This is a genomic window from Gordonia rubripertincta, assembly GCF_038024875.1.
In the GTDB taxonomy this organism is placed as follows: Bacteria; Actinomycetota; Actinomycetes; order Mycobacteriales; family Mycobacteriaceae; genus Gordonia; species Gordonia rubripertincta.
Map to the genome: position 1 here is coordinate 1,869,160 of NZ_CP136136.1, position 20,715 is coordinate 1,889,874.

A 20,715-nucleotide genomic window follows, 5' to 3' on the forward strand; every position below is an offset into this window, starting at 1 on the left:
CGGTGGTCGTGTGGTGGTGTGCTGAGCCGTGCGGGCGCCGGGCGGTCACGCCGGGACCCGCCTGTCTAGCTCCGCGAGGAGTTCGGCGACCGTCGTCCCCAGCGTGGACGGGATGAGGTCGACGAGTGCGGTCAACACCCCGGTGGCGCGCGCGGCGACGGGGTCGGGAACGATCCCCGGCTGGTGGTCGACCTCCACGTGGGTGGAGTGGTCGTCGGCCTCGAAGGCGATCGACAACGGATAGTTGGCGATGCCGGTGAAGACCGAACGGCAGGTGACCGGGGAGTCGGGGGACTGGGCGATGCCGCGCAGCGGGGCGGGCCGAACCGAGGCCATGATCTCCATGATCGGGAACCGCCCGCCCTGCTGACGGAGTGCGGTCAGGATAGGCCCGAAGTCGGTGCCGGAGTGTTCCATCGCCCGGTAGATCACCGCGCCCGCGTCGCGCAGGCTCTGCTCGACGGTCGCGCAGGGGTCGACGCGGAACCGCATCGGGACGATGTTGCCGCAGTATCCGATGTGCTGGGGCGACTGCGGGCGTCGCCGGTTGTCCGCGGGGACGACGAGCACGTGGTCGGGCGAACCGGTCAGTGCGTAGGCGGCCAGCGAGCACACTCCGATGAGCAGCGCGTTCGGGGTTGCGCCGACGGTCCGGGCGACCCGGTCGAACTCGGCGAGCGACTCTCTGTTCACCGGTGCGGCCACCTTGATGCCCTCACGATCATCCATGGGGGACAGCCAGCTCTCGGCGGCGCTCTCGGTGGGCAGTTCGCCCGAGAGCGGGTACCGGACGTCCTCGGCGGCCCACGTCGACAGTGCATGCCGCACTGCGGAGTCCGCTGCCTCCGCTGCGGTGGCGGGATCCGGGGTCGCGGGGCGGGAATCGGCGTCGGCGTCGCCCGCCCACTCTCCGGACACGAGCGTGCCCAGCAGCAGCGGCCACGAGGTGTCGTCGACCGCGAGGTGGTGGACGACCAGGATCATGGTCACCTGCCCGTCCCGTCCCGACACACGCAGGCGCAGCGGCACGTCGGCGTGCAGGTCGAACGCGGTGCGAGTCATCTGGGTGGCCACGGTGTCGGTATCGGCGGAGTGGTCCTGGACGTCATCGGCTCCCCAGGTCCAGACCGAATGTGCTGCGTCCCAATGCCCTTCTCGTTGCACCGGGACGCGGCGGGGCACACCCTCGCCGTCGACCTCGACAACCGAGCGCAGCACCTCGAAGCGTTCGACGAGCAGTTCGGCCGCGGCGATGACGGATTCGACGGTGCGATCGCCACCGAACCCGAGAACGAGACCGATGTTGTGCGAGACCGATTCGGGGTCGAGTTCGTAGATCTTCCACATCCGGCGCTCGGCGATCCCGAACTGCCCGAAGGGAGTGGGGTTCTCCGAGCCCGCTCTGGTCTGGTGCTCGCCCGCCGGGGATTCGCCGGATTCCGCAATCCGCCGGCGCAGCAGTGTGAGTCGTGCTTCGGTCAACGTGGGCACGGTTCCCCCTCTGTTGAAGTGGCGGTGGTGGAGTCCTGTGCGCGCAGTGCCTCCCAGTCGCGGGCGACGGGGATCAACCGTCCGTCGGCCCACAGCGGGGCCTGGTCCTGGAAGTGATCGGAGGCCGGGTCGCCGGAGGCGCCGAGCGGAACCACCCAGCGGCTCGCGTGCGGATCGGCGAGATCCCAGACGTAGCGGGCCGCGGAGCCGGTGATGCACACGTGGGTGCCGACCGCGGATGCGTTGGCGAAGACGCATTCCGAATCCCCGGCGAGGGGCAGCGGAGCGGGTCGCAGCGTTGCGAACAGCTCGGCATGGTGAGGCGACGCACCGACGAGATCGAACCCGTGGATGGGGGCGAGCACATGCACGGTCCCCCAGTTCGGAATGTGCCCGAACGTCTCGATGCGAGTGAGGACGGCGTCGAGCGCGGCGACCGCGACCTCGTCGATGTCGATGCCGATCAGCGCGCAGTTGGCGATGACCGTCGTGATCGCGGTCGCGAGGCGGGGTTCCGGGACGAACCACGGCTGGAACACGGCGGGAAAGCCGTGTGGACCGCGCAGCGGTGCCAGGGCATCGGTACGCGCGACACCGAGCACGAGTTGGCTGCGGAATTCCGCGAAGAGATAGGCGTCGGTGCTGTCGGCGGCCATGGTGCGATCCCAGGCGAGGATGCGGTGTCGGATGTCCTCGGCGGCCGGGGTGTTGCCGACGACCCGGGTGAGGAGCTGCTGGACCACCGCGGCCTGCTCGAGAACGACGTCGCGATGGATGTCCGCGCAGTCCTCGGGATCGACCGAGGCGAGGGCCTCCAGGCGGACGACGATCCGGTCGGCCCGGAAGGCCTCCACACACTCGGTCGTCATCGGTTGCAGCGGAGGGGTTCCGGAGATCCGCTGGTTCGCGGTCACGCTCACACCGCCGTCGGCGACAGTCGCGTCGAAACTCGGGTTGCCGAGCGTACCGGTTTCGTGACCCTGCCACTGGTAGCGCTCGTTCCAGCCGGGAACGGGGAGCCAGTAGTTCTCCGGGGCGCGGACGGGAACACGGCCGGCGACGTGGGTGACCGTGGTCCCGTCGCGATGTGCGATGACGGCGCGGTTGACCGGTTCGACCCACGAGGACAGTGCGTTCTCGACGTCGGCGATCGTGCGGGCGAACAACAGGTCGAGCGGAGCGTCGAAAGTGACGTCCTCGGAGAGCAGCGGTGACCGGAGGCTGATCGCGAACGGCTCCTCCGGCCCGCCGAACACGACCGCCCCGTTGGGGGTGGTGATCACCTCGACCGCAACGGCTTCGGAGTCGCGGACGCCGATGTACTCGGTGTGGACGATCGCCGGCACACGGCGACCGCCCGGCGCCTCGACGAGGAGCGTCCCGTCCTCGTCGCGTGTCAACCGCTCCACGTAGAGATCCTGGTAGTCTGCCATCGCGTTCGTTATGCCCCAAGCGATCTCGGAGCCCTGCGCGAAGTGCGGCACCCCGGGGACACCCGCGAATGCGAAACCCGCCACGTCGAAGGACTGCGCCGGATCGGTCGAAGCGAGATGGAACTGCTCGTAGATGCCGGGCAGTTCGAGGAATCGGTGGGGATCACCGGCCACGATCGGGGACCCGGTCGTGCTGCGGGCCGCGGACACCCCCCACGCGTTGCTGCCGGACATCGGGTCACCCCAGGTCGAGGGTCTCGCCGACGGGAGAATCGGCGGCCGGAGCGGGCCGGGTGAGATCCAAGATCTCGTGTACGAACTGCTCGTCCGGCATCGGCGGCACGGTCGGATCGTTCTCGCTGCCCTCGAATGCCCAGAACCGCAGCGCATCCGGACCCGTGGTCCGGCAGGCGTGTAGTCGGAACAGTTTCGTGGTGAACCGGCCGAACAGCACGTGGTGCATGATGAACACCGAGATCGGCGTCCACGGTCGCCACGGGTCCGGCTCGTGCCGGAGCGCCTCGAGTTCCGGTGCCGGCGCCATGGTCTCGGTGTCGGACAGAGTGCTGTTCACACCGTCGGCGTAGGCGCGCAGCAGGCTGCGGGTGCGGTCCGACGACGCGTGATACATCTGCTCGGCGACCGCGTCGAGCCGGGCGCGCCGCGCGAAGGTGTCCCATTCGACGCAGGATTCGCCGAACACCTCGGCGGTACGCCCCTCGGCGCGTAGACGCATGAACTCGATCTGCCAGCGGCGGTCCTGTCCGCAGGCGCGGCCCTGTCCGTACAGCGCGTCGGCCGGCGTGGCGGCAAGGACGTGCGGGATGCCGTGCGCATCGCGCAGGATCTCGGCGGTGGGCGGTTCGGATGTGTTGACCGTCATCGTCGTCCCCGATCGGCGACGGGATTGACGAGCCGGTGGCCGGCGTCGACGAGGGAGGCGTAGGAGTCCTCGATGTCGACCATGCGCTTGTTGTTCCGCAGCTGAAGACCGTTCATGTGGACCGCGCCGAATTCCGGTGCGAACAGATCCCATTTCGTGAACTGGTCGGCGAGATCGGGATGGGCGGCGACGAATTCGCGCAGACTGTCGGCGACCAGGTCCCAGAACTCCTCGTCGGTCACGAGACGGTGCACGTGGAGGACCGCCGCCAGCGGTCGCAGGTAGTCGTCGAAGATGTCCGAGAGCACCCCGAGGTTGCGGATCTCGTCGGGTTCGGTGGTGAGGACGCGGGCACAACTCTCCGGGAGACCCTCCGGCTCACCGAAGACCGACACCTCTTCACCGATGTCCTTGAGGATCGCGCGGACCGGCACACCGTTGTCGAGGACGAGGATCAGGTTCTCGCCGTGGGGGGAGAACTTCAGTTCGTACCGGTAGAGCAGGTAGGCGATCGGGTGGAGATACGTCCGCAGGTAGCGCCGGACCCATTCGGCGGCCGGTATCCCCGATCGTGCGATGAAGGCGCGGACGAGCGGGTCGCCGTGGTGGTCGAGATGCAGGAGCGCGGCCATGGTGGACAGCTGCTCATCGCCACGCACCAGCGTGACCGGGCTCTGCCGCCACAGCGCCGAGAGGATCTTGCGGTACTCCGAACCCGGCTGGGTGATCGGGGTGAAGGTGGGGCTGCGGTAACCGATCGCCGCGACCTCGAAGATCATCTCGAATCCGATGGCGGACAGGTACGGGTCGTCGGCGACGAGCCCGCGAACCCAGTTGTTGATCAGCGGGGTGGTGCGCATGTAGTCCGCCGACATGCCCCGGGTGAAGCCCATGTTCACGATCGACAGGGCACCCTTCACATAGTGACGGGTGGGCGTGGTCGCGTTGAAGACCGTGCGGATCGACTGCTGCGCCTGGTACAGATCGGGGCTCTCGCCCACGAACACGATGCGGCGATCGGCGAGATCGGCCGAGTAGAGCTTCCGGACCTTCTCCGTCCACTGCCACGGATGAACGGGCAGGTAGCGGTAATCGTCGGGATCACAACCGGATTCGCGAAGCACTGCGTCGAACTCCGCCAGGGTGTCGGTGCCGAGTTCGTCGACGAGCATGGCGTCGTAGTCGACGTCGGTCACCGTCGCCACGTCGCAGTCCTCGCGGCGGGCGGCGACCCAGACGAGGCGGAAGTGGTTGCCGACCTCCGGTGCGTAACGGTCGATGTCGTCGGCGCTGAAGCCGAGGCGCCCGGCGTTCGCCACGATGCACGGGTGACCCTCGGTCATCGTCCGCTCGATGGTCTGGAAGTCCGCGTGCGCGAGATCGGTTGCGGTGATGCGTCGTTCGTCAGGCCGGTCGGCGCTGATCGCGAGAGTGTTGATGAACTCCTCGAGGTACTCCGGCAACGCCTGCGGGCCGATGCCGAGCATCGGGGCGAGGTCGACGACCAGCGCGACGGCGTCGACGGGCAGTTCCTCCCCATCGCGCACCCGGCGCAACGAGGACTCCTCGATCGCCCAGTTCTCCAGGGACAGGACCTCGGCACGGAAGTGATACTCGGTGCGGTCGTCGGCGGAACCGACCACGTAGCGACCCGGGCCGGTCTCGACCGGACTCAAGGCGCGTTCGTGGGAGAACTCGGCCAGGATCTTCCGCGCGATCCGGCGGTGATACACCTGCCGATACGACACGGTGGACTGCTGCGCGGTCGTTACCGGGCGGATCTGTTCGATGGTCAACGGATCTACGCTCCCAGGTCCGTCACCTCGACGGCGCCGACGCTGGTGCCGTCGGCGGTGACGCGGAGGAAGTCGTCGCGCGTGCAGTAGCTCAGATGCGCGGTCTTGTTCCCGACCGGGTAGTCGCCGTCGACCCGGAAGCCCACGCTCGCGTTGAGCCGGTGGACCGCAGTGTTCCGGACGTCGGGTTCGACGACCACCCGCGCTGCGCCGACCTCGAGGATCGCTGTTCGCATGATGTGCAGCATCACCGCGCCGGTGAAACCGGGCAGGGCCTGCTCGGAGTGGGCCACGAGCAGATGCATACCGATGTCGCCCGCGGCATGGACGTAACCGCTTGCGGGGTCGGCGAGTTCGCTGGTCTGCGGATCGTACAGTTCGAACAGGAACTGCGGGCGGCCCTCGTGGTAGCCCAGACGCAAGCCGTAGGGCGTGCCGGCGGTTGCCGCCGCGGTGTCCCGGATCATCTTCTCCACGTCCGCGACGGAGCTCTCCAGCATGTCCCAATACTTGGCCTTGGGGTGGGTCAGCCACGCGTGGACCGTGACGGCGTGCGACACGTCGTCGAGATCGACCGAGTGCAGGCCGTACGTGGGTGCCGGTGAAGTGGTCATGGTGCCTTTGCTGTCGGGGTGTCTGGTGGATGCGGGAGGCCGGTTTGCGTCAGGTGCCGGCGAGTTCGGCATCCACCTGTTCGTCGGAGAGGGCCACGACGTCGAGGAGTATCTCGGCGACGCGCACGACCCGTGGGCCTTCGAGGGCGGTGAGCCGCTCGGCGAGACCCGCGATCGTCCGGTGACCGAAGATGTCCGCGACCGACAGACGTGGTGCGTCGAGCCAGGTGCGGGACAGGGCCACGAGCCGGGTGGCCTGCACCGAGTCGCCGCCGAGCGAGATGAAGTCCTCGGTGACGCCGATCGGTCGGACGGGGAGCACCTCGGAGAAGATCACGACGAGCGCCTCCTCGAGCGGGGTGCCCGGTGCGACGACCTGCGGACCGCCCTCGGCGGTGTCGACCAGTGCCGTCAGGGCCTTGCGGTCGTACTTCCCGTTCGCGGTCAGCGGGAGGGTATCCAGGAGAATGATCGACCGCGGGATCATGTGCGGCGGAAGGGAATCGGAGAGCTCTGCGCGGATCGTGCTCTCATCGACGTCGGTTCCGGCGACGACGGCGGCATGCAGGTCGCGACCATCGGACCAGGCGACCGCCGAGCAGACCCCGTCGAGGGCGAGCAGGCCGGCCTCGACCTCGCCGAGCTCCACGCGGTAACCGCGGACCTTGACCATGTGGTCGGCGCGGCCCAGGAAGTCGAGGAATCCGCCCGGCAGGTACCGCGCGAGATCCCCGGTGCGATACCACTTCTCGCCGTCGTGATGGACGAAGCGATCGGCCGTGCGTTCGGGATCGCCGCGATAACCGTCGGCGACGCCGGCGCCACCGATCCACAGCTCGCCGGGCACGAGGTCGGGGCGATCGCGGCCGATCTCGTCGACGACCCGGCAGAGGACGCCGCGCAGCGGGACACCGTAGGGCACGAACGCCATTCCGGCCGGGACGTCGTCCGCCTCGCAGATGGTGGAGTGGATGGCGGTCTCGGTGGTGCCGCCCAGGCCGGCGACGCGGCAGTCGGGCAGTTGTGCGGTAACCCGTTCGAGCAGCGAGACGTCGACCTTGTCGCCGCCCATGATGATCATCCTCAGCGACGACGGCAGCGAACCGAGGTCGAGGATCATCCCGAGGATCGACGGCACGCAGTTGAGCACGGACACCGAGTGGTCGGCGAGGAGCCGCACCCAGTCGTCGACCTTGGTGCGTTCGTCGTCGCCGGGTACGACGACCGCCCCGCCGACAGTGAGGAGACCGAAGATGTCGAAGACGGAGAGGTCGAACTCGAGCGAGGAGACCTGCAGGCTGCGGTCACGGGCGTCGATCGAGTAGCGGTCGACGAGGTCGGTGATGGTGGCCACCGCGGCTCGATGAGGGACCTGAACGCCCTTGGGCAGCCCCGTCGATCCGGAGGTGAACAAGATGTAGGCCAACTCCTCGCCGCTGACTTTCACCGGGGCGACCGGTGCGGAGGTGCGCGCCGTCTCGAGGTCGATGACGGTGGGGCCGTCGGGTTCTGCCCAGGCATCGGCGTCGGCGGTGAGCACGGCGCGTGGTCCGGCGATGGAGACGATGCGATCCCGACGGGCCGCGGGCTGTGTCGGCGCGATCGGTACGTAGGCGGCGCCGACGGCGAGGACGGCGAGTGCGGCAACGATCTGGTCGCCACTCTTGGGCAGGCTGACGACGACGGTGTCGCCGGGGCGGACGCCCGCAGCGGTGAGTGCACCCGCCACGCGCAATGCCTCGTCGGTGAGCTCGCCGTGCGTCCAGGTGCGGGTGTCGGTGATGACCGCCGGGCCCGAGGACCGCTGCGCCGCGCGAGCGAAGACGGAGCCGTGCAGGGTCCCGTCGAAGGTGTCGGTCTCGGGTAGCGGTTCCTCGACCGAAAGCCGCTGTGCACGAACATCATCGTCGACCGGATCGGGTGCCTGGGCATCCCATTCACCGTCGACGAGCAGTCCGAGGAGCCGGACGTAGTAGTCGAACATCGCGCGTGCGGTGGTCTCGTCGAGGTCGGACACCCGGACATCCCAGTTGAGGAGCAGACCGCCGGCGATCTCGGTGACCTGGGCATCGAGCAGTACCTGTGGGCCCTGCGACACGATCCAGGCGGGGTCGCCGAGGACGTCGGTGGCCTGGGGAGAGAACAGGTCGCCGAGTCCGAGCGCGCTGGTGAACACGATCGGGGAGACGACGGATTCGCCTCGGGCGCGGCCGAGTTCGCGGAGGACGTCGAGACCGCTCATCGATCCGTGAGCGGCGGCGTCGTGCATCGCCGAGCGCATGTGGCGTGCGCGTTCGGCCAGGGTCGCCGGGCGGCGCAGGTCGACATCGACGAGGATCGACGAGGTGAAGTCGCCGACCACACGCTCGACGTCGGCGTGGATCTGGGGACGATCGAACAGTGGAACGGTCAGCAGGAAGCGGGAATTCGCCGCATGGGTGCCGACCGCTTCGGCGAAGGCCGCCGCCACCGCGGCTGCGGGGGTCACCCCTCGACGATGGGCGTGCTCCTCGAGGCGCTTCCACTCGGAGGCCGAGACGGAGTGGTGCAGGCGGACGCTACGCGGCTCTACCTCGCCGCGGGCGGCGCGATCGTCGAGCGGGAGTTCCGGCGGCCCGGGCAGGTGCGGGATGCGCTCGCGCCACCAGGCGAGGTCCTCGTCGAGGATCTCGCGGGAGGCCCGGTCGGCGGTGATCGTCGCGAACGTGACACCCAGTTCGGGCAGGGTCTCCCCGCGGTAGAGGCGAGCGAAGTCGTCGACGAGGACGCGGTAGCTCATGGCGTCGGCCGCGATCATGTCGACGTCGAGGTGCACCCGGGTGGACCTGTCGGGCAGCAGGCTCAGCTCGGCGCGGATGACCGCACCCTCTTCGACCGGAAGCGTCCGATGTGTTCCGTGGGAGCGCTTCTCGGCGAGGATCGCCTCGACCATCTCCGCCGGCTGGGCGCGCAGGTCGTGGACGGCGATCGCGTCCGGGTGCGCCGGTCCGACGGCCTGGGTGCCGTCGGGGAGTACGCGGACCCGCAGCATCGGATGTCGCTGGAGCAACTCGCCCATGGCGCTGGTGAAGCGGTCGGGATCGAGGTCGTGGCCGTCGAACTCGATGTAGAGGTGCGCGGCCACGTTGCCGAAAGCATGGCTGTCGGACCGTCCGATCCAGTAGGCATGCTGCATCGGTGCCAGAGGGAAAGGCGCTGTGGGATCGACGTTTTCCGGCGATGCGCTCGTCTCGGCGGGGGTCGACGGTTCGCCGAGTAGGGCGATCCAGGCATCGAGTGTGGGTTGAGCGGCGAGGCGGGCGAAGTCGATGTCGATGCCACGTTTGCGCCAGGTGCCGGCGAGTCGCATCATGCGCAAGGAGTCGAGGCCCTGGGCGATGAGATCCTGGGTGGGGTCGAGGGACTCGGGCGCGACGCCGAGAGCGGTGGCGATCTCTCCGCGGATGTCCGGCACCGCAGGCGCCCCGTTCTCCGGGGATGCGGCTTCGCGGGCAGCGGGGGCCGGTGTGGCATCGGCGGCGAGCATCTCGATCCAGGCGTCGAGGGTGGGTTGAGCGGCGAGGCGGGCGAAGTCGATGTCGATGCCACGTTTACGCCAGGTGCCGGCGAGTCGCATCATGCGCAAGGAGTCGAGGCCCTGGGCGATGAGATCCTGGGTGGGGTCCAGAGACTCGGACGCGACGCCGAGCGCGGCGGCGACCTGGGCTCGGATGTCGGCGGGGCTGACGAGGTCCGCGATGGGGTCAGTCATCTCAGAATTCGTGGCCATCAGCCGATTGCCTCTCGCGGTTCGGGAACGTCGATTACTCGAGCAACATACCCAATTTAGGGTAGGTTATACTAACTAGCCGCTGGATGAAATGCCTGGGCGGGCCCCAACTTAGGACAGCCTAAGTTAGACGACGCCGTCTGGCCAGATGATCTGGATCACGCTGTTACCGGCGGTGGAGACCTCTTGTGTGCTGCAAAGTTTAGGCTAACCTACCCATGGGCGGAGGGCCGACAACGGGTCGCCGCGACCCGTGCGATCCGAACGCTCCGGACGCATCCACACGAACACGACAGCCGACTCCCGCGGTCGGCGAGAACGGGGAACGAGCATGTCGCAGAGCAGCGTGGTCCTGGAGGAAACAGGTTCGACCAACACCCTCGCAGCAACCGTCCGTGAGGCGATGCTGGCCGGGGACACCACGCTGTCCGTGCTCGACTCCGACTCCGGCGAATGGGTGACCGCGCCCTGGCGCGAGGTCCATGCACGCGCCGAACAGATCGCGGTGCAACTCCTCGCCGACAGCGACCTGCACGAGCCCCTTGCCGTCGGCCTCATCGGTGATCCCACCGTCGACCTGATCGCCGCGATCCAGGGTGCGTGGCTCGCCGGCGTCCCGGTGAGCATCCTGCCCGGACCCATCCGCGGAGCCGACGAGAGCCGCTGGGCGGAGACCACCTACAGGCGATTCGTCTCGATCGGCGTCGGTACCGTCCTGGGGAGCGGCTCCCAGCTCGATCTGCTCACCAAGGTCGACGGGCAGCTCCGCATCGCTCGGGTCGCCGAATACGGGATCGCCGCTGACACCAGCGGCTTCGTCGCCCGCAATGTCAACCCCAACAGCGTCGCGGTTCTGCAGGGCACCGCCGGATCGACCGGTGAACCGAAGACCGCGGTCCTGACGGCGTCGGCGGTGTACTCCAACGCCATCGAACTGGTGAGCCGCCTGGGCATGCACCGCACCCGCGACACCGGGTTCACCTGGTTGCCGCTCTACCACGACATGGGACTGATGTTCCTCCTCGCCGGAATGACGACGGGCATCCCCGCCTACGTGGTGCCGAACACGGCTTTCGCGGCCGCGCCGTTCAAGTGGATGCAGTGGCTGACCGAGACGAAGGCCACCGTCACCGCCGCCCCGAACTTCGCCTACGACATCCTCGGACGCTACGGAAAGCTCCTGCGCGACGTCGACCTCTCGAACCTCCGTGTCGCGATCAGCGGCGGCGAACCCATCGACGCCGACGCCTTCGACAAGTTCCTGGAGGCCACGGCGCCGTTCGGCTTCGAGCCTTCGGCCGCCGCACCCGCCTACGGTATGGCCGAATCCGCCTGTGCCGTCACGATGCCCGCGGTCGGCGAGGGCGCACACTACGACGAGGTCACCGTGACCCCGCCCGGCGGTGGCGAACCCATCCGCCGGCGATACGCGCTCCTCGGAAAGCCGCTGGGCGGCATGCAGGTTCGGATCGTCGAACCGAATGTGGACGTTCCGGTCATCGACGGACGTTCGGTCGGGCACGTGGAGATCCGGGGAACCTCGATGATGCGCGGCTATCTCGGCGGCCCCGACCTCGGTGCAGGGGAATGGTTCGCCACCGGGGACCTCGGTTACCTGATCGACGACCGACTGGTCATCTGTGGACGCGCCAAAGAGGTCATCATCGTCGCCGGCCGCAACCTGTTCCCGATCGAGATCGAGCGTGCCGCCGCGGAGGTCGCGGGCGTGCGTCGGGGCGGTGTGGTCGCGATGGCCCGCGGCGAGGGCTCGTCGCGCCCGGGTCTGGTGATCCTCGCCGAGTACAAAGGTTCCGACCCGGAAAAGGCTCGCGCCGAGGTCAACTCGGAGGTCGCATCGGCGTGCGGGATCATGCCCGCCGACGTGATCTTCGTGGCACCCGACTCGGTTCCGCGCACCACGTCGGGCAAGATCCGTCGCCTCGAGACCCGGCAAATGGTCGAGGACGGGGCGTTCGAAACCATCGGACAGAAGTGAGTCAGGTCGCGACGAAGGGCCGCGGCTGGCAGGGCGCCGTCCTCAAACTCCTCGGCGGCGACGACTTCGAGCTGACCGTGACCGGCACCGAGGTCATCACCGAATCCTATGTGCGCCTGACGTTCACCGGTGGCGGCCTCCTGGCGAAGCGGGCGCTGCACCCGACGATGTGGATCCGGATGTGGTTCGACGACGCCGGGAAACTCCATCAGCGTGGGTACACCCTGGTCGACGCTGATCCCGCCGCCGACACCTTCGGCGTCGAGTTCGCGATCCACGACGGTATCGCCGCCCGTTGGGCGCAACAGGCACAGGTCGGGGACACGATCACCGCCACCGTCATGGGTTCCAAGTTCACGATGCCCGGCGAGGAGGTCCGTGGCTGGATCATCGCGGGCGACCCCGCCTCGCTCCCGGCGATCAACTCGCTGCTCGACGCCATCGACGCCTCCGCCCGCCCGGAGACACCGGCCACGCTGTGGCTGGAGTACCAGCACGAGAGCGACAAGTCCCTGCCGTTGCGTGCTCGTGCGCACGACACCGTGCACTGGATCGCGCGCGACCGCGACGGCGCCGCACTCGTCGACGCCGTACGTGCCTCCGCGTTCGCCGCGGACGACCACTTCGGTTGGGTCGCACTGGATTCGGTCAGCACTCGCGCCGTCTCGGCCGCGTTGAAGAACGAGTACGGCATCCCCAAGAAGTCGCTCAAGGCACAGGCCTACTGGATCCCGGGCAAGTCCTTCGCCTGAGGGTGCCTGCCGGACTCGCGGCGTCGAAAGTTCCGATCAGAACGGTGCGGGGCCGTCTTCGGCTTCGCGTCGTTCGCGTTCGCGCTGGTTGCGGGCGCGTTCGGCTCGCCGCCGGGCGTGTTTCGCGGCGGTTCGGCTGCTCGGCGGTGGGGTGTTGTCGCCGGTGATGACCCGTGGTGGGGGTGGGGCTTGGGCGGGTTGTTCGAAGCGGATGCGTCGAAGGTTGGGGAAGAGGTCCTCCAGTGTTTCGGCGTCGCCGTGGATGCGATAGCCCTCGGGGGTGATGTATTCGGTGACCAAACGTCCGTCGTGGTCGCGGTACTGGACGTCGATCCAATCGCCGAACGTCTTGTGCAGATGCCCGTACCGGCATTTTGGGGCGAGGTTCTCACTCGATGTCGCGCCACCGCGGGCGGGATTGTGGTGGTCGTATTCGGCGACGTGGTCGAGGTCGGAGTCGAACGCCGAGCGATCGCAGAAGGGATCGCCGCAGTAACCGTGCCGGATGCGTACGAAATCGGCACAGGCTTGGGGTGGGCCGGTACGGGTCCGACGGTAGGGAGCCGGGGTAGACGATGACCAGCTCGGCCGAGGGCACGGAAGCGTCATCGGTCGTCGACGTATCCGATTCTTTCACGGCATGCGTGTCGAGGGCGTCGCCCTCGGAGCTCTGGTCCTCGGAGTCGTTTGCTCTGGTGTCGGCGACCACGCCCATCGGTGGGGTGCGGATCGGGGTGACCGGGGTGATGGTGGCGTCGGGGCGGGCGGCGAGGTCGCGGACATGCTCATCGGAGATGACTCCGTGGCCGTCGATCCAGCCGATTCCGGGGGCGCCGGCCAGCGTGGCTGCGTCGGTGACCACGTGGATGTGGACCTGCGACCGGATCGAGGCGACAACAGTGGGGGGATCGGGGGTCTGGGCGGTGCAGTCTTCGCGGTCGCAGTGGCACTCGAAGGCGGTGCTGGTCAGCAGGGCGAACATGGCGTCGGAGTTGCGTTGCCCGACGGTGCGGCCGTCGTGTGTGCACACCGAATCGGCGAGAGCGCGGACGGCTTTGGCCGCGATACGGGTGTTCTCGGCGGACATGACCCCGGTGATCTCGCCGGTGCCGTCGTCGAGGATGTGGAGGAACATGCCGCGGTTGTCGAGGGCTTCTTTGCGCCGTTCGCGGACCAGGTCGGGGTCGTGGCGGAAGACCAGGCGGTCGACCATGTCGCGCAGGCGGGCGCGGCTCCACGCGCCCTTCTTGTTGCGTAGGGTGGCGGCGATCTCGGCGTCGAGGGTCGGGGTGATCGAGGAGTCGGCGGGCACGAGTGCGGTGCGCGAGACGATCGCCTGCACCTGCCAGCGGGTGGTGATGCCATCGCGCAGGGTGTCGAGGACTTCGGGGAGGTTCTCGTGGAGGGTGATGGTTTCGTCGATGAGGATCTCGGCTTGGCGTCGCGTCATCGACAGCTGGCGTGAGACCCGCTGGACGCAGTCGGCCTCACCGGTGGCGATGATCCCGCCGTCGACGGTGGGTCGGGTGGCGATGCTCCGTTCGGCGATCGCGTGCACCGTGCGGTAGCGGGTCCAGTGCTCATGCGATTCGCGGCGCTGTGACGCTGTGAGTTCGTCCATGAGAGTGGACATGTCGGCGCTGTAGGGGTGGGCAGGGTCGTAGGGGTGGGCAGGATCGACGCCGGCGACAACCTCGCCCGGTCGATCAGCCCGATTCCCCGACACCCTGCCCCCCAGAAGTGTTGCAGTACCGGCCCGGTCGGCCGGCTCACCTGCTGACAACCAAGGTAGACCCGACCCCCGACAAGTATGGATTTTCATCCACAGGGCACGACTAGTTACACAGCTGTGTAGCAACCGGATTCGGAACGGCGAACTCGATCGAATTCGAAACCGCCGGAACGGCATCGCACGCGACGTCGTTCCGAATAGTCGCTCGACTCGGCAGGGCCTGTCTAGCCGAGCTCGAACACCACCGGCGCATGGTCGCTGGCGCCCTTGCGTTTCCGGGCGTCGCGGTCGATGTGGGCACCCATGACGCGCGTGTCGAGCGCGGGCGAGCAGAACGCGTAGTCGATGCGCATTCCCTCATTGCGGGGGAACCGTAGCTGCGTGTAGTCCCAGAACGTGTAGCCCGGGGCGTAGGGGAGCGCGGAGTCGACCAGTCCGCCGTCCAGAAAGCGCTGCACCGCAGCACGTTCGGGCGGCGTGACGTGGGTGCGTCCCTCGAAGTACTCGCGGTCCCAGACGTCGTCGTCGGTCTGCGCGACGTTCCAGTCGCCGGCCAGCATCATCTCGGCGGCCGGATCGTGTGCCAGCCGCAACGCGATGTGGTCACCGAGGGCGTCGAGCCAGCGGAGTTTGTACTCGTAGTGCGGGTCCTCGGGCGTTCGCCCGTTGGGTACGTACAGACTCCAGACGCGAATCCCGGCGCACACCGCGGAGATCGCCCGGGCCTCTCGGATCGGCTGACCGTCGACCGGATAGGTGGGCACCCCGTCGAACGCGACCTCCACGGCATCGAGCCCGACCCGCGACGCGATCGCCACGCCGTTGTAGGCGCCCTGTCCGATGTGCGCCACGTCGTAACCGGCGGCCAGAAAACTCATCAGCGGAAACGCGTCGTCGTGACACTTCGTCTCCTGCATCGCGAGGACATCGACGTCGGACTTTTCCATCCACTCGACGACCGACTCCGAGCGTGCGCGGATGGAGTTGACGTTCCAGGTGGCGAAGCGCATGCAGCGTTCCTCCATCATGGTGGTGGTCGATGTCGGGTCCACCCTATCGAGGGGCCCTGGCCCCTGATCCTAGAGGTCCAATAGGGTCCGCGACGTCATCTCACCATGTCTTCGTGGTCACCGGCGGTTCGCGGCCAACTCCACGGCGCGTTCGAACGCTCGGACGCGATGCCGGGCCACGTCGTAGCCGGTGCGGGCGAGCAAGGCGTCGCGGAATTGGGGTGTTGAACCGGCCTGCGATCCCGGCCCACCAGGGCTTGTGGCTCCGGGGCAGATCGGCGAGCAACCGGTCGGAGGCGATGGTGAAGACCGGTGCGAGCCTGAGGTAGTCGGGCCGGAACTCGCGGAGGTCGCGGTCGGGATAGCGGTCGAGATGCACTTGCGCGAGCGCACGCGGCAAGTCCGCCTCGATGTGTGCCGACACCCCGGCAAGGAGTCCCTCCATCACCGGCAGATGTGGCTTCTCCGGGTTGACGATCTCGCAGGTTGACCACGCGATCTGCCACGGTTCCTCGACGTCGCCGCCGCTTCGGTAGGCGTGCAGATTGCGGGCGAAGTAGTCGTGGAAGACCGGGATGATCGCGAGAACCCAATCGGGGTGGGTCAATCCCAGTTCGAGACGTCCGGTGGCCGCGTCGATCATCGTCTCGGTCACGTACTGGTAGACGCGGGCGAACCACTGCTTCGGGTCGTCGGAGCCGGCGAGGTCATCGGCGATCTGTTGCTGTAGGTCGCGGATCGCGAGTGCGGAGGCCACCAGGTCGTCGAGGTCGTCGGGTTCGCGGCGGGGGTGGGTGCTCGGGGGAATGAGCGGCGCGTCGTCGAGCTCGGTGGCGATTGTCGCCATGACCTCGAGGGACCGTTGTACCTCGCCGCGGATCTTGCGGGCCATGACATGCGACAGCACGCCGGGAAAGAGTGTCATGTGGACGGTCCAATGCACCTCGACGCCATCGGAGGTCTCGACGAGTTCCTGATGACCGTGGTGGTCCACCAAGAGGGGGCCGCCGTCATACACGCGATACCTGAATGTGGTTGGAAATTCCGCATCTTCGATGACTTCGCGCAGCTTGGCCCGGCCTCCCGGGAGCGTCACCATGCGTAGTGCGCCCGGGGTGTCGAACCGATCCTGCGGTCCGCTGGACAGTGGGCTGATCGGTGCCGACGACCACCGGCACATCTGGTCGGGATCGGTCAGCAGATTCCACGCGGCCGCGGGACTGCAGTGGAGTTTCTGGCGAAGGGTGAAGCCGGCGGTCATGCGACGGTCTCCAGGTGGCCGGTATCTGCGGCGTCGTAGCGGGTCGACATGATGTTTCCGAGGTCGATGCCGAGTTGTGTGGTGACGCGGTGCAATTCACGGTTGGCGACCGTCCGCTCGGAGCCGAGCAGGCCGGCGCCGCGCGCCATCTCCCGGGAACGCACGACCGGTCTCGCCAGGGCCACCAGGTGATGTAGCGGCGTGGACCGCAAACCCATTGCGGCAGCGACCTCGTCGTCGACCCAGCGGGTCGACACCGAGGCGAACAGCGTACGGAGGAACGGTCGCGACAACCGGTGTACGGCGTTGTTGAGTGGTTTGGGGAGCCGGAGATCCGTCCGGTATCCGTCGTCGAGGAGAGCCTGGACGAGCAGCTTGGACTCTTCCGGTGGGGTCAGGTGGAATTCGCGCCCGATGTGGTCCGTTCGGCGGGCGTCGGCGAAGCTCGTCGGGAGCCGGTGCTCGTCGACGCCCATCACCCAGCCGATCCATCGCCACAGGTGGGTGATCGCCTCGAGTTCGGCTCGAGAGTAGTGAATTCCGAGATCCTTGGCGACCCGGAGCGGCAGGACGAGGAAGCCGGCAGTGATCGTCAGCTGTGAGTACGTCTGGTTGATCGGAACGCCCCACCGTTCGTCGTCCCACTTTTCGGCTGTCCGCAGGTGGTGGCGAACGATGGCGTGCACCAAGCGGATTCGCAGTGTCTGAGACCAACCGGGTTTGCCGGGTTCCATCATTCCGGGTGCCGTGGCGAGGGTGACCCACCGTCCGGTGGCGACGACGCGGTCCCAGGTGCCTTCGGTGAATCGACCGGTCTCCACCAAGGGGCGGGTGAATCCACGGGCCTGATAGCCGTAGATCAGCGACTGGTACAAGGTGCTCGACTGCAGCGAACCGAAACGCCACCACGCCTCGGCGCCGGCGCGTGCGACGGCCGGGTCGAACCACGGTGGCGTGTGCGAGGCCTGGTCGAGGACGCGCCGCAGGGCGGGTGGGGCGTCGGCGCCCGAGGACGGATCGTCGACGGCGGCGATGATCTGAGACCACGACCATCCCTCGCCGGAGAGCATCTCGGCGATGGCGGCGTCGGCGGCTGGGTCGCCCACCATCAAACCGTCGGCCATCGCATCGACCTGTTCCGGATGGGCGGACCTCACCTCCGCCCAGTTTCGGGCGCCGGTGATCGAGGCGGCGCGTTGCGGGGTGACAGTGCTCACGGCGTTCATAAAAGACAGTGTGTCTTTTTACTGGGTCGCGGTCAAGGGTTGCGGGTGTTCGCCCTGCCGTCGACCCCTTCGAAACCGGACCAGATGAGGAGATGGAGGTGATCGACCAGCGTCGACCGCGGAATCGACCGGTTGCGTGACCACCAGTTCACCGTCGACGAGACCGCGCCCACGAGCGCGTGCGCCCAGGATTCGGCCGGGGCGTCGTCGCCACCACGTGCGCGGAAACCCGCGCGCAGGATCTCGGCGATCGCGCTGACCACGGCCCCGGACTCCCCGCCGGCGGACTGGTCGAGCCGGCCGGTGAGGAGCTGGGCAAGTTGCGGTTCGGTGTCGAACCATTCCGCCAGGATGTCGATGGCGGCGCGCGTCTGATCGGCGGGTTCGACGGTTCCGCTGACCACGACGGTGAGCTTCTCCACGATCTTGCGCGCATGCCGCGCCGCCAGTGCGGTCATGAGCGCGTCCCGGTCGGCGAACGCCGCGTACACCGCCGACCGGGTGAGTCCGGCCGCCTTGGCGACCTCGGCGAGCCCGACCTCCGCTCCGGAACTGTGGATTGCGGCCTCGGCCGCGTCGAGCAGGTCCTCTCGACGGGCGTCGAGGTCCACCGGCGGGCCCGGTGGGCGGCCTCGACCGCGTCGTGCCGGTTCTGTAGTCATGTCCGCCCCAGGTTACGACGGGAGGATGCGATGAGGGTCGTGAGCCGGGATGCCCGGGTCAGCGCAGATGCGTCAGATCGGTGACCGCCACGCCTGCGTCGGACCAGCGGGCCCGGACCTCGCCCAGGCGTGAATCGGAGGTCGACAGGATCACCGCGAAGGTGCGTCCCTCTCCCCGGTACTCGTCGCGGTAGAACTCGACGGACTGCGCGAACCACGTGAAGCCCGTGTCGTCGGAATTCAGCAACCGATGCGCGTGGCTGATGTGGACGACGATCACAGGCGGGACGCCTCCCTCGTCGCCGGGGGTGGCGAGGTCTCGCATGCAGTCGTCGAAGGCGTCCTTGTTGCGCCCGAAGTGGTCCGGGAAATCCCAGACGCGGGCAAACGAGGTGTAGAGGCCGCCGAGAGTGGTCGCGGTGGTGCCGCTGACCGTGCGCATGCGGGTGTCGGGCCCGAGATCGGGAAGTCTCGGCGCGGTGGTGACGGCGACGGCGGGGCCGCCCTGGCCTGCGCCGGACAGGAACTCGCTGAGGGTCATGACGGTCCTCGAATCAGGATGAACGACCGGTAGTGATCGGCTGTGTACCAGGCGGTTCCGTCGCTGCCGGTGACGATCCGCTCGGCGTCCCGGCCGCGACCGGGCTCCTTGGAGTTGACGTCCCATTCCCGGTAGGCGACCCGGCGGCCGTCGACGTCCGTGACCGGCAGACGACGCTCGTTGTTACGGAAGGTGATTCCGCCCTTGGTCCCCGGTGCGCGGGCCGCCTCCGGCCACTCACCGGCGTCGATGAGGGCGAGCGTGCGCGTGACGTGCGCAGGTACCGCAGCGGGCGTCGGCGTCTTCGCCGTGGTCTCGGCGGCCGAGGTTCGGACCGTCGAACTCTTCGACGAGACCGAACCTGTGGAGACAGGCTCGTCGGTCCCGGAGTCGCTGCCGCCGTTGATGAACCAGGTGATCGAGAACACCAGCGCGATGACGACGAGAGCGGCGGTGGTGATCGCGGCCTGCCGACGGCGTCGGGCGACGGTCGGCGTCGAGCGTGAACGGCTGGGCATCAGTGGTCTCCGGGCGCGGGAGTGTCGAGCATGACGTAGCGGTAGCTGTGGTGCAGGCCGAAGCCGAGCCGGCGGTACCAGGCTCCGGCGAGACGGTTGGTCGTCTCGACCTGCAGATAGGCGTGATCGGCGCCGTGCTCGGCCCCCCACGCAACCAGCTCCGCGAGGATCTGTGAGGACAACCCCGTCCGGCGTCGCTCCGGCTCGGTCCACAGCGCCGACAATCCCAGCCATCGTCGGCCGTCGGGGGATTCGGTGACCACGCCGCGACCGATCGCGACGGCCGCCGACGACTCGGCGGCGCGGATCGCGGCGAAGACCGGCGGCCCGTCACCGGCGGTCACCACCTGCCGCACGGAGCCGGTGTCGTCGCCGGCGCGGTGCCCGGTGTAGGCGGCCAGCCAGTCGGTGTCCGGCCGATTGGCGAGACGGACCGCGTCGGAACGGGCCCCGGCCAGCCGTTCCTTCAACGGCGCCACGGCGGAGGTGAGCATCTGCACCTCGAGGTCCTCGGTGCCTCCGACGGTGGCGGCCTTCAGCAGACGCTCGGGGAGCGCGAGGAGGGGCGGAAGGTCTCGTTCGGCGTACCACTGCGTGATCCGGGCGAGCGTCGTCGCATCCGGGTGGGCTGACATGTCCAACGGGATGGCGGAATTCGCACGGCGGCTGAACCCGTGTCCGGCGCGCACGAACCACCCGGCGATCCACGCGGTCTCCACGCCCGGCCACGATCGGGCGGCGACGCTTTCCAGTGCGCGGATCTCCTTGTTACGCACTGGTCTCGCCGAGAGCAGCTTCACCGAGGTGATGGCGGCGGCCGGGATCGACACCACCTCACCGTCGCGTTCGAGGCGGAGCGGATCGGTGTCGTCGAGCAGGACGCCGGTGACATCCGATTGCGCCGCATCGGGATTGCCGCGCCAGTCGGCGGGCGTCGCCTCACCGAGCAGATAGCGCACCACGACGCGGTCGCCGATCACGGCGCCCGAATTCGTGGTGTGCAGTTGGGACACTGTCGTCCGGTGTGGCCC

General features: G+C 68.2%; 13 protein-coding genes and 2 pseudogenes. 2 read left to right on the forward strand and 13 right to left on the reverse strand.

What is annotated here, in order from left to right; genetic code table 11:
• Positions 1-45: 45 nt before the first annotated feature.
• The 5 genes and pseudogenes from RVF83_RS08445 to RVF83_RS08465 form a co-directional block, all read right to left on the reverse strand.
• Positions 46-1,491: a condensation domain-containing protein gene (locus tag RVF83_RS08445; RefSeq protein ID WP_005199130.1), complete on the reverse strand. Its 1,446-nt coding sequence runs from the start codon at positions 1,489-1,491 to the stop codon at positions 46-48.
• Positions 1,479-3,807: pseudogene (locus tag RVF83_RS08450) on the reverse strand (penicillin acylase family protein). Before RVF83_RS08450 ends, RVF83_RS08445 begins: the two are co-directional and overlap by 13 nt.
• Positions 3,804-5,603 carry an IucA/IucC family protein gene (locus tag RVF83_RS08455; RefSeq protein WP_005199128.1) on the reverse strand — a complete coding sequence of 600 codons (1,800 nt, stop codon included), beginning with the start codon at positions 5,601-5,603 and terminating at the stop codon, positions 3,804-3,806. The pseudogene RVF83_RS08450 and the gene RVF83_RS08455 overlap by 4 nt, the downstream one beginning before the upstream one ends.
• Positions 5,604-5,608: 5 nt before the next feature.
• Positions 5,609-6,217 (reverse strand): GNAT family N-acetyltransferase, encoded by a 609-nt coding sequence (locus RVF83_RS08460; protein ID WP_005199127.1) that lies wholly within the window; start codon positions 6,215-6,217, stop codon positions 5,609-5,611.
• A 49-nt stretch (positions 6,218-6,266) separates the two neighbouring features.
• On the reverse strand, positions 6,267-9,986 hold the full coding sequence (locus RVF83_RS08465) for a non-ribosomal peptide synthetase (RefSeq protein WP_168432580.1): 3,720 nt from the start codon (positions 9,984-9,986) through the stop codon (positions 6,267-6,269).
• A gap of 331 nt (positions 9,987-10,317) precedes the next feature.
• Between RVF83_RS08465 and mbtM the strand changes: the two genes are divergently transcribed.
• Complete coding sequence (gene mbtM, locus RVF83_RS08470) at positions 10,318-11,982, forward strand: long-chain-fatty acid--ACP ligase MbtM (protein ID WP_005199125.1); 1,665 nt, start codon at positions 10,318-10,320, stop codon at positions 11,980-11,982.
• Complete coding sequence (locus RVF83_RS08475; RefSeq protein WP_005199124.1) at positions 11,979-12,734, forward strand: siderophore-interacting protein; 756 nt, start codon at positions 11,979-11,981, stop codon at positions 12,732-12,734. The genes mbtM and RVF83_RS08475 overlap by 4 nt, the downstream gene beginning before the upstream one ends.
• A 36-nt stretch (positions 12,735-12,770) precedes the next feature.
• On the opposite strand, the pseudogene RVF83_RS08480 reads toward RVF83_RS08475, so the two are convergent.
• From RVF83_RS08480 to RVF83_RS08515, 8 genes and pseudogenes are all read right to left on the reverse strand, one after another.
• Positions 12,771-14,460: pseudogene (locus tag RVF83_RS08480) on the reverse strand (DUF222 domain-containing protein).
• A gap of 230 nt (positions 14,461-14,690) precedes the next feature.
• On the reverse strand, positions 14,691-15,476 hold the full coding sequence (locus RVF83_RS08485; protein WP_005199122.1) for an exodeoxyribonuclease III: 786 nt from the start codon (positions 15,474-15,476) through the stop codon (positions 14,691-14,693).
• A 100-nt stretch (positions 15,477-15,576) separates the two neighbouring features.
• Positions 15,577-16,737: a DUF5995 family protein gene (locus RVF83_RS08490; protein ID WP_341262014.1), complete on the reverse strand. Its 1,161-nt coding sequence runs from the start codon at positions 16,735-16,737 to the stop codon at positions 15,577-15,579.
• The gene (locus tag RVF83_RS08495; RefSeq protein ID WP_005199120.1) at positions 16,734-17,963 is read right to left on the reverse strand and encodes an oxygenase MpaB family protein; all 1,230 of its coding nucleotides are present in this window, start codon (positions 17,961-17,963) and stop codon (positions 16,734-16,736) included. The genes RVF83_RS08490 and RVF83_RS08495 overlap by 4 nt, the downstream gene beginning before the upstream one ends.
• Before the next feature lie 32 nt (positions 17,964-17,995).
• Positions 17,996-18,625, reverse strand: coding sequence for a TetR/AcrR family transcriptional regulator (locus RVF83_RS08500; RefSeq protein ID WP_051989305.1), 630 nt, complete (start codon positions 18,623-18,625; stop codon positions 17,996-17,998).
• A gap of 58 nt (positions 18,626-18,683) precedes the next feature.
• Positions 18,684-19,166, reverse strand: a complete 483-nt coding sequence (locus RVF83_RS08505; protein ID WP_005199118.1) for a barstar family protein — start codon at positions 19,164-19,166, stop codon at positions 18,684-18,686.
• Positions 19,163-19,684, reverse strand: coding sequence for a ribonuclease domain-containing protein (locus RVF83_RS08510; protein ID WP_005199117.1), 522 nt, complete (start codon positions 19,682-19,684; stop codon positions 19,163-19,165). Before RVF83_RS08510 ends, RVF83_RS08505 begins: the two co-directional genes overlap by 4 nt.
• A complete protein-coding gene (locus RVF83_RS08515; RefSeq protein ID WP_005199116.1) occupies positions 19,684-20,697 on the reverse strand; it encodes an N-acetylglutamate synthase, CG3035 family in 1,014 nt (337 codons plus the stop codon). Before RVF83_RS08515 ends, RVF83_RS08510 begins: the two co-directional genes overlap by 1 nt.
• Between the last annotated feature and the right edge of the window lie 18 nt (positions 20,698-20,715).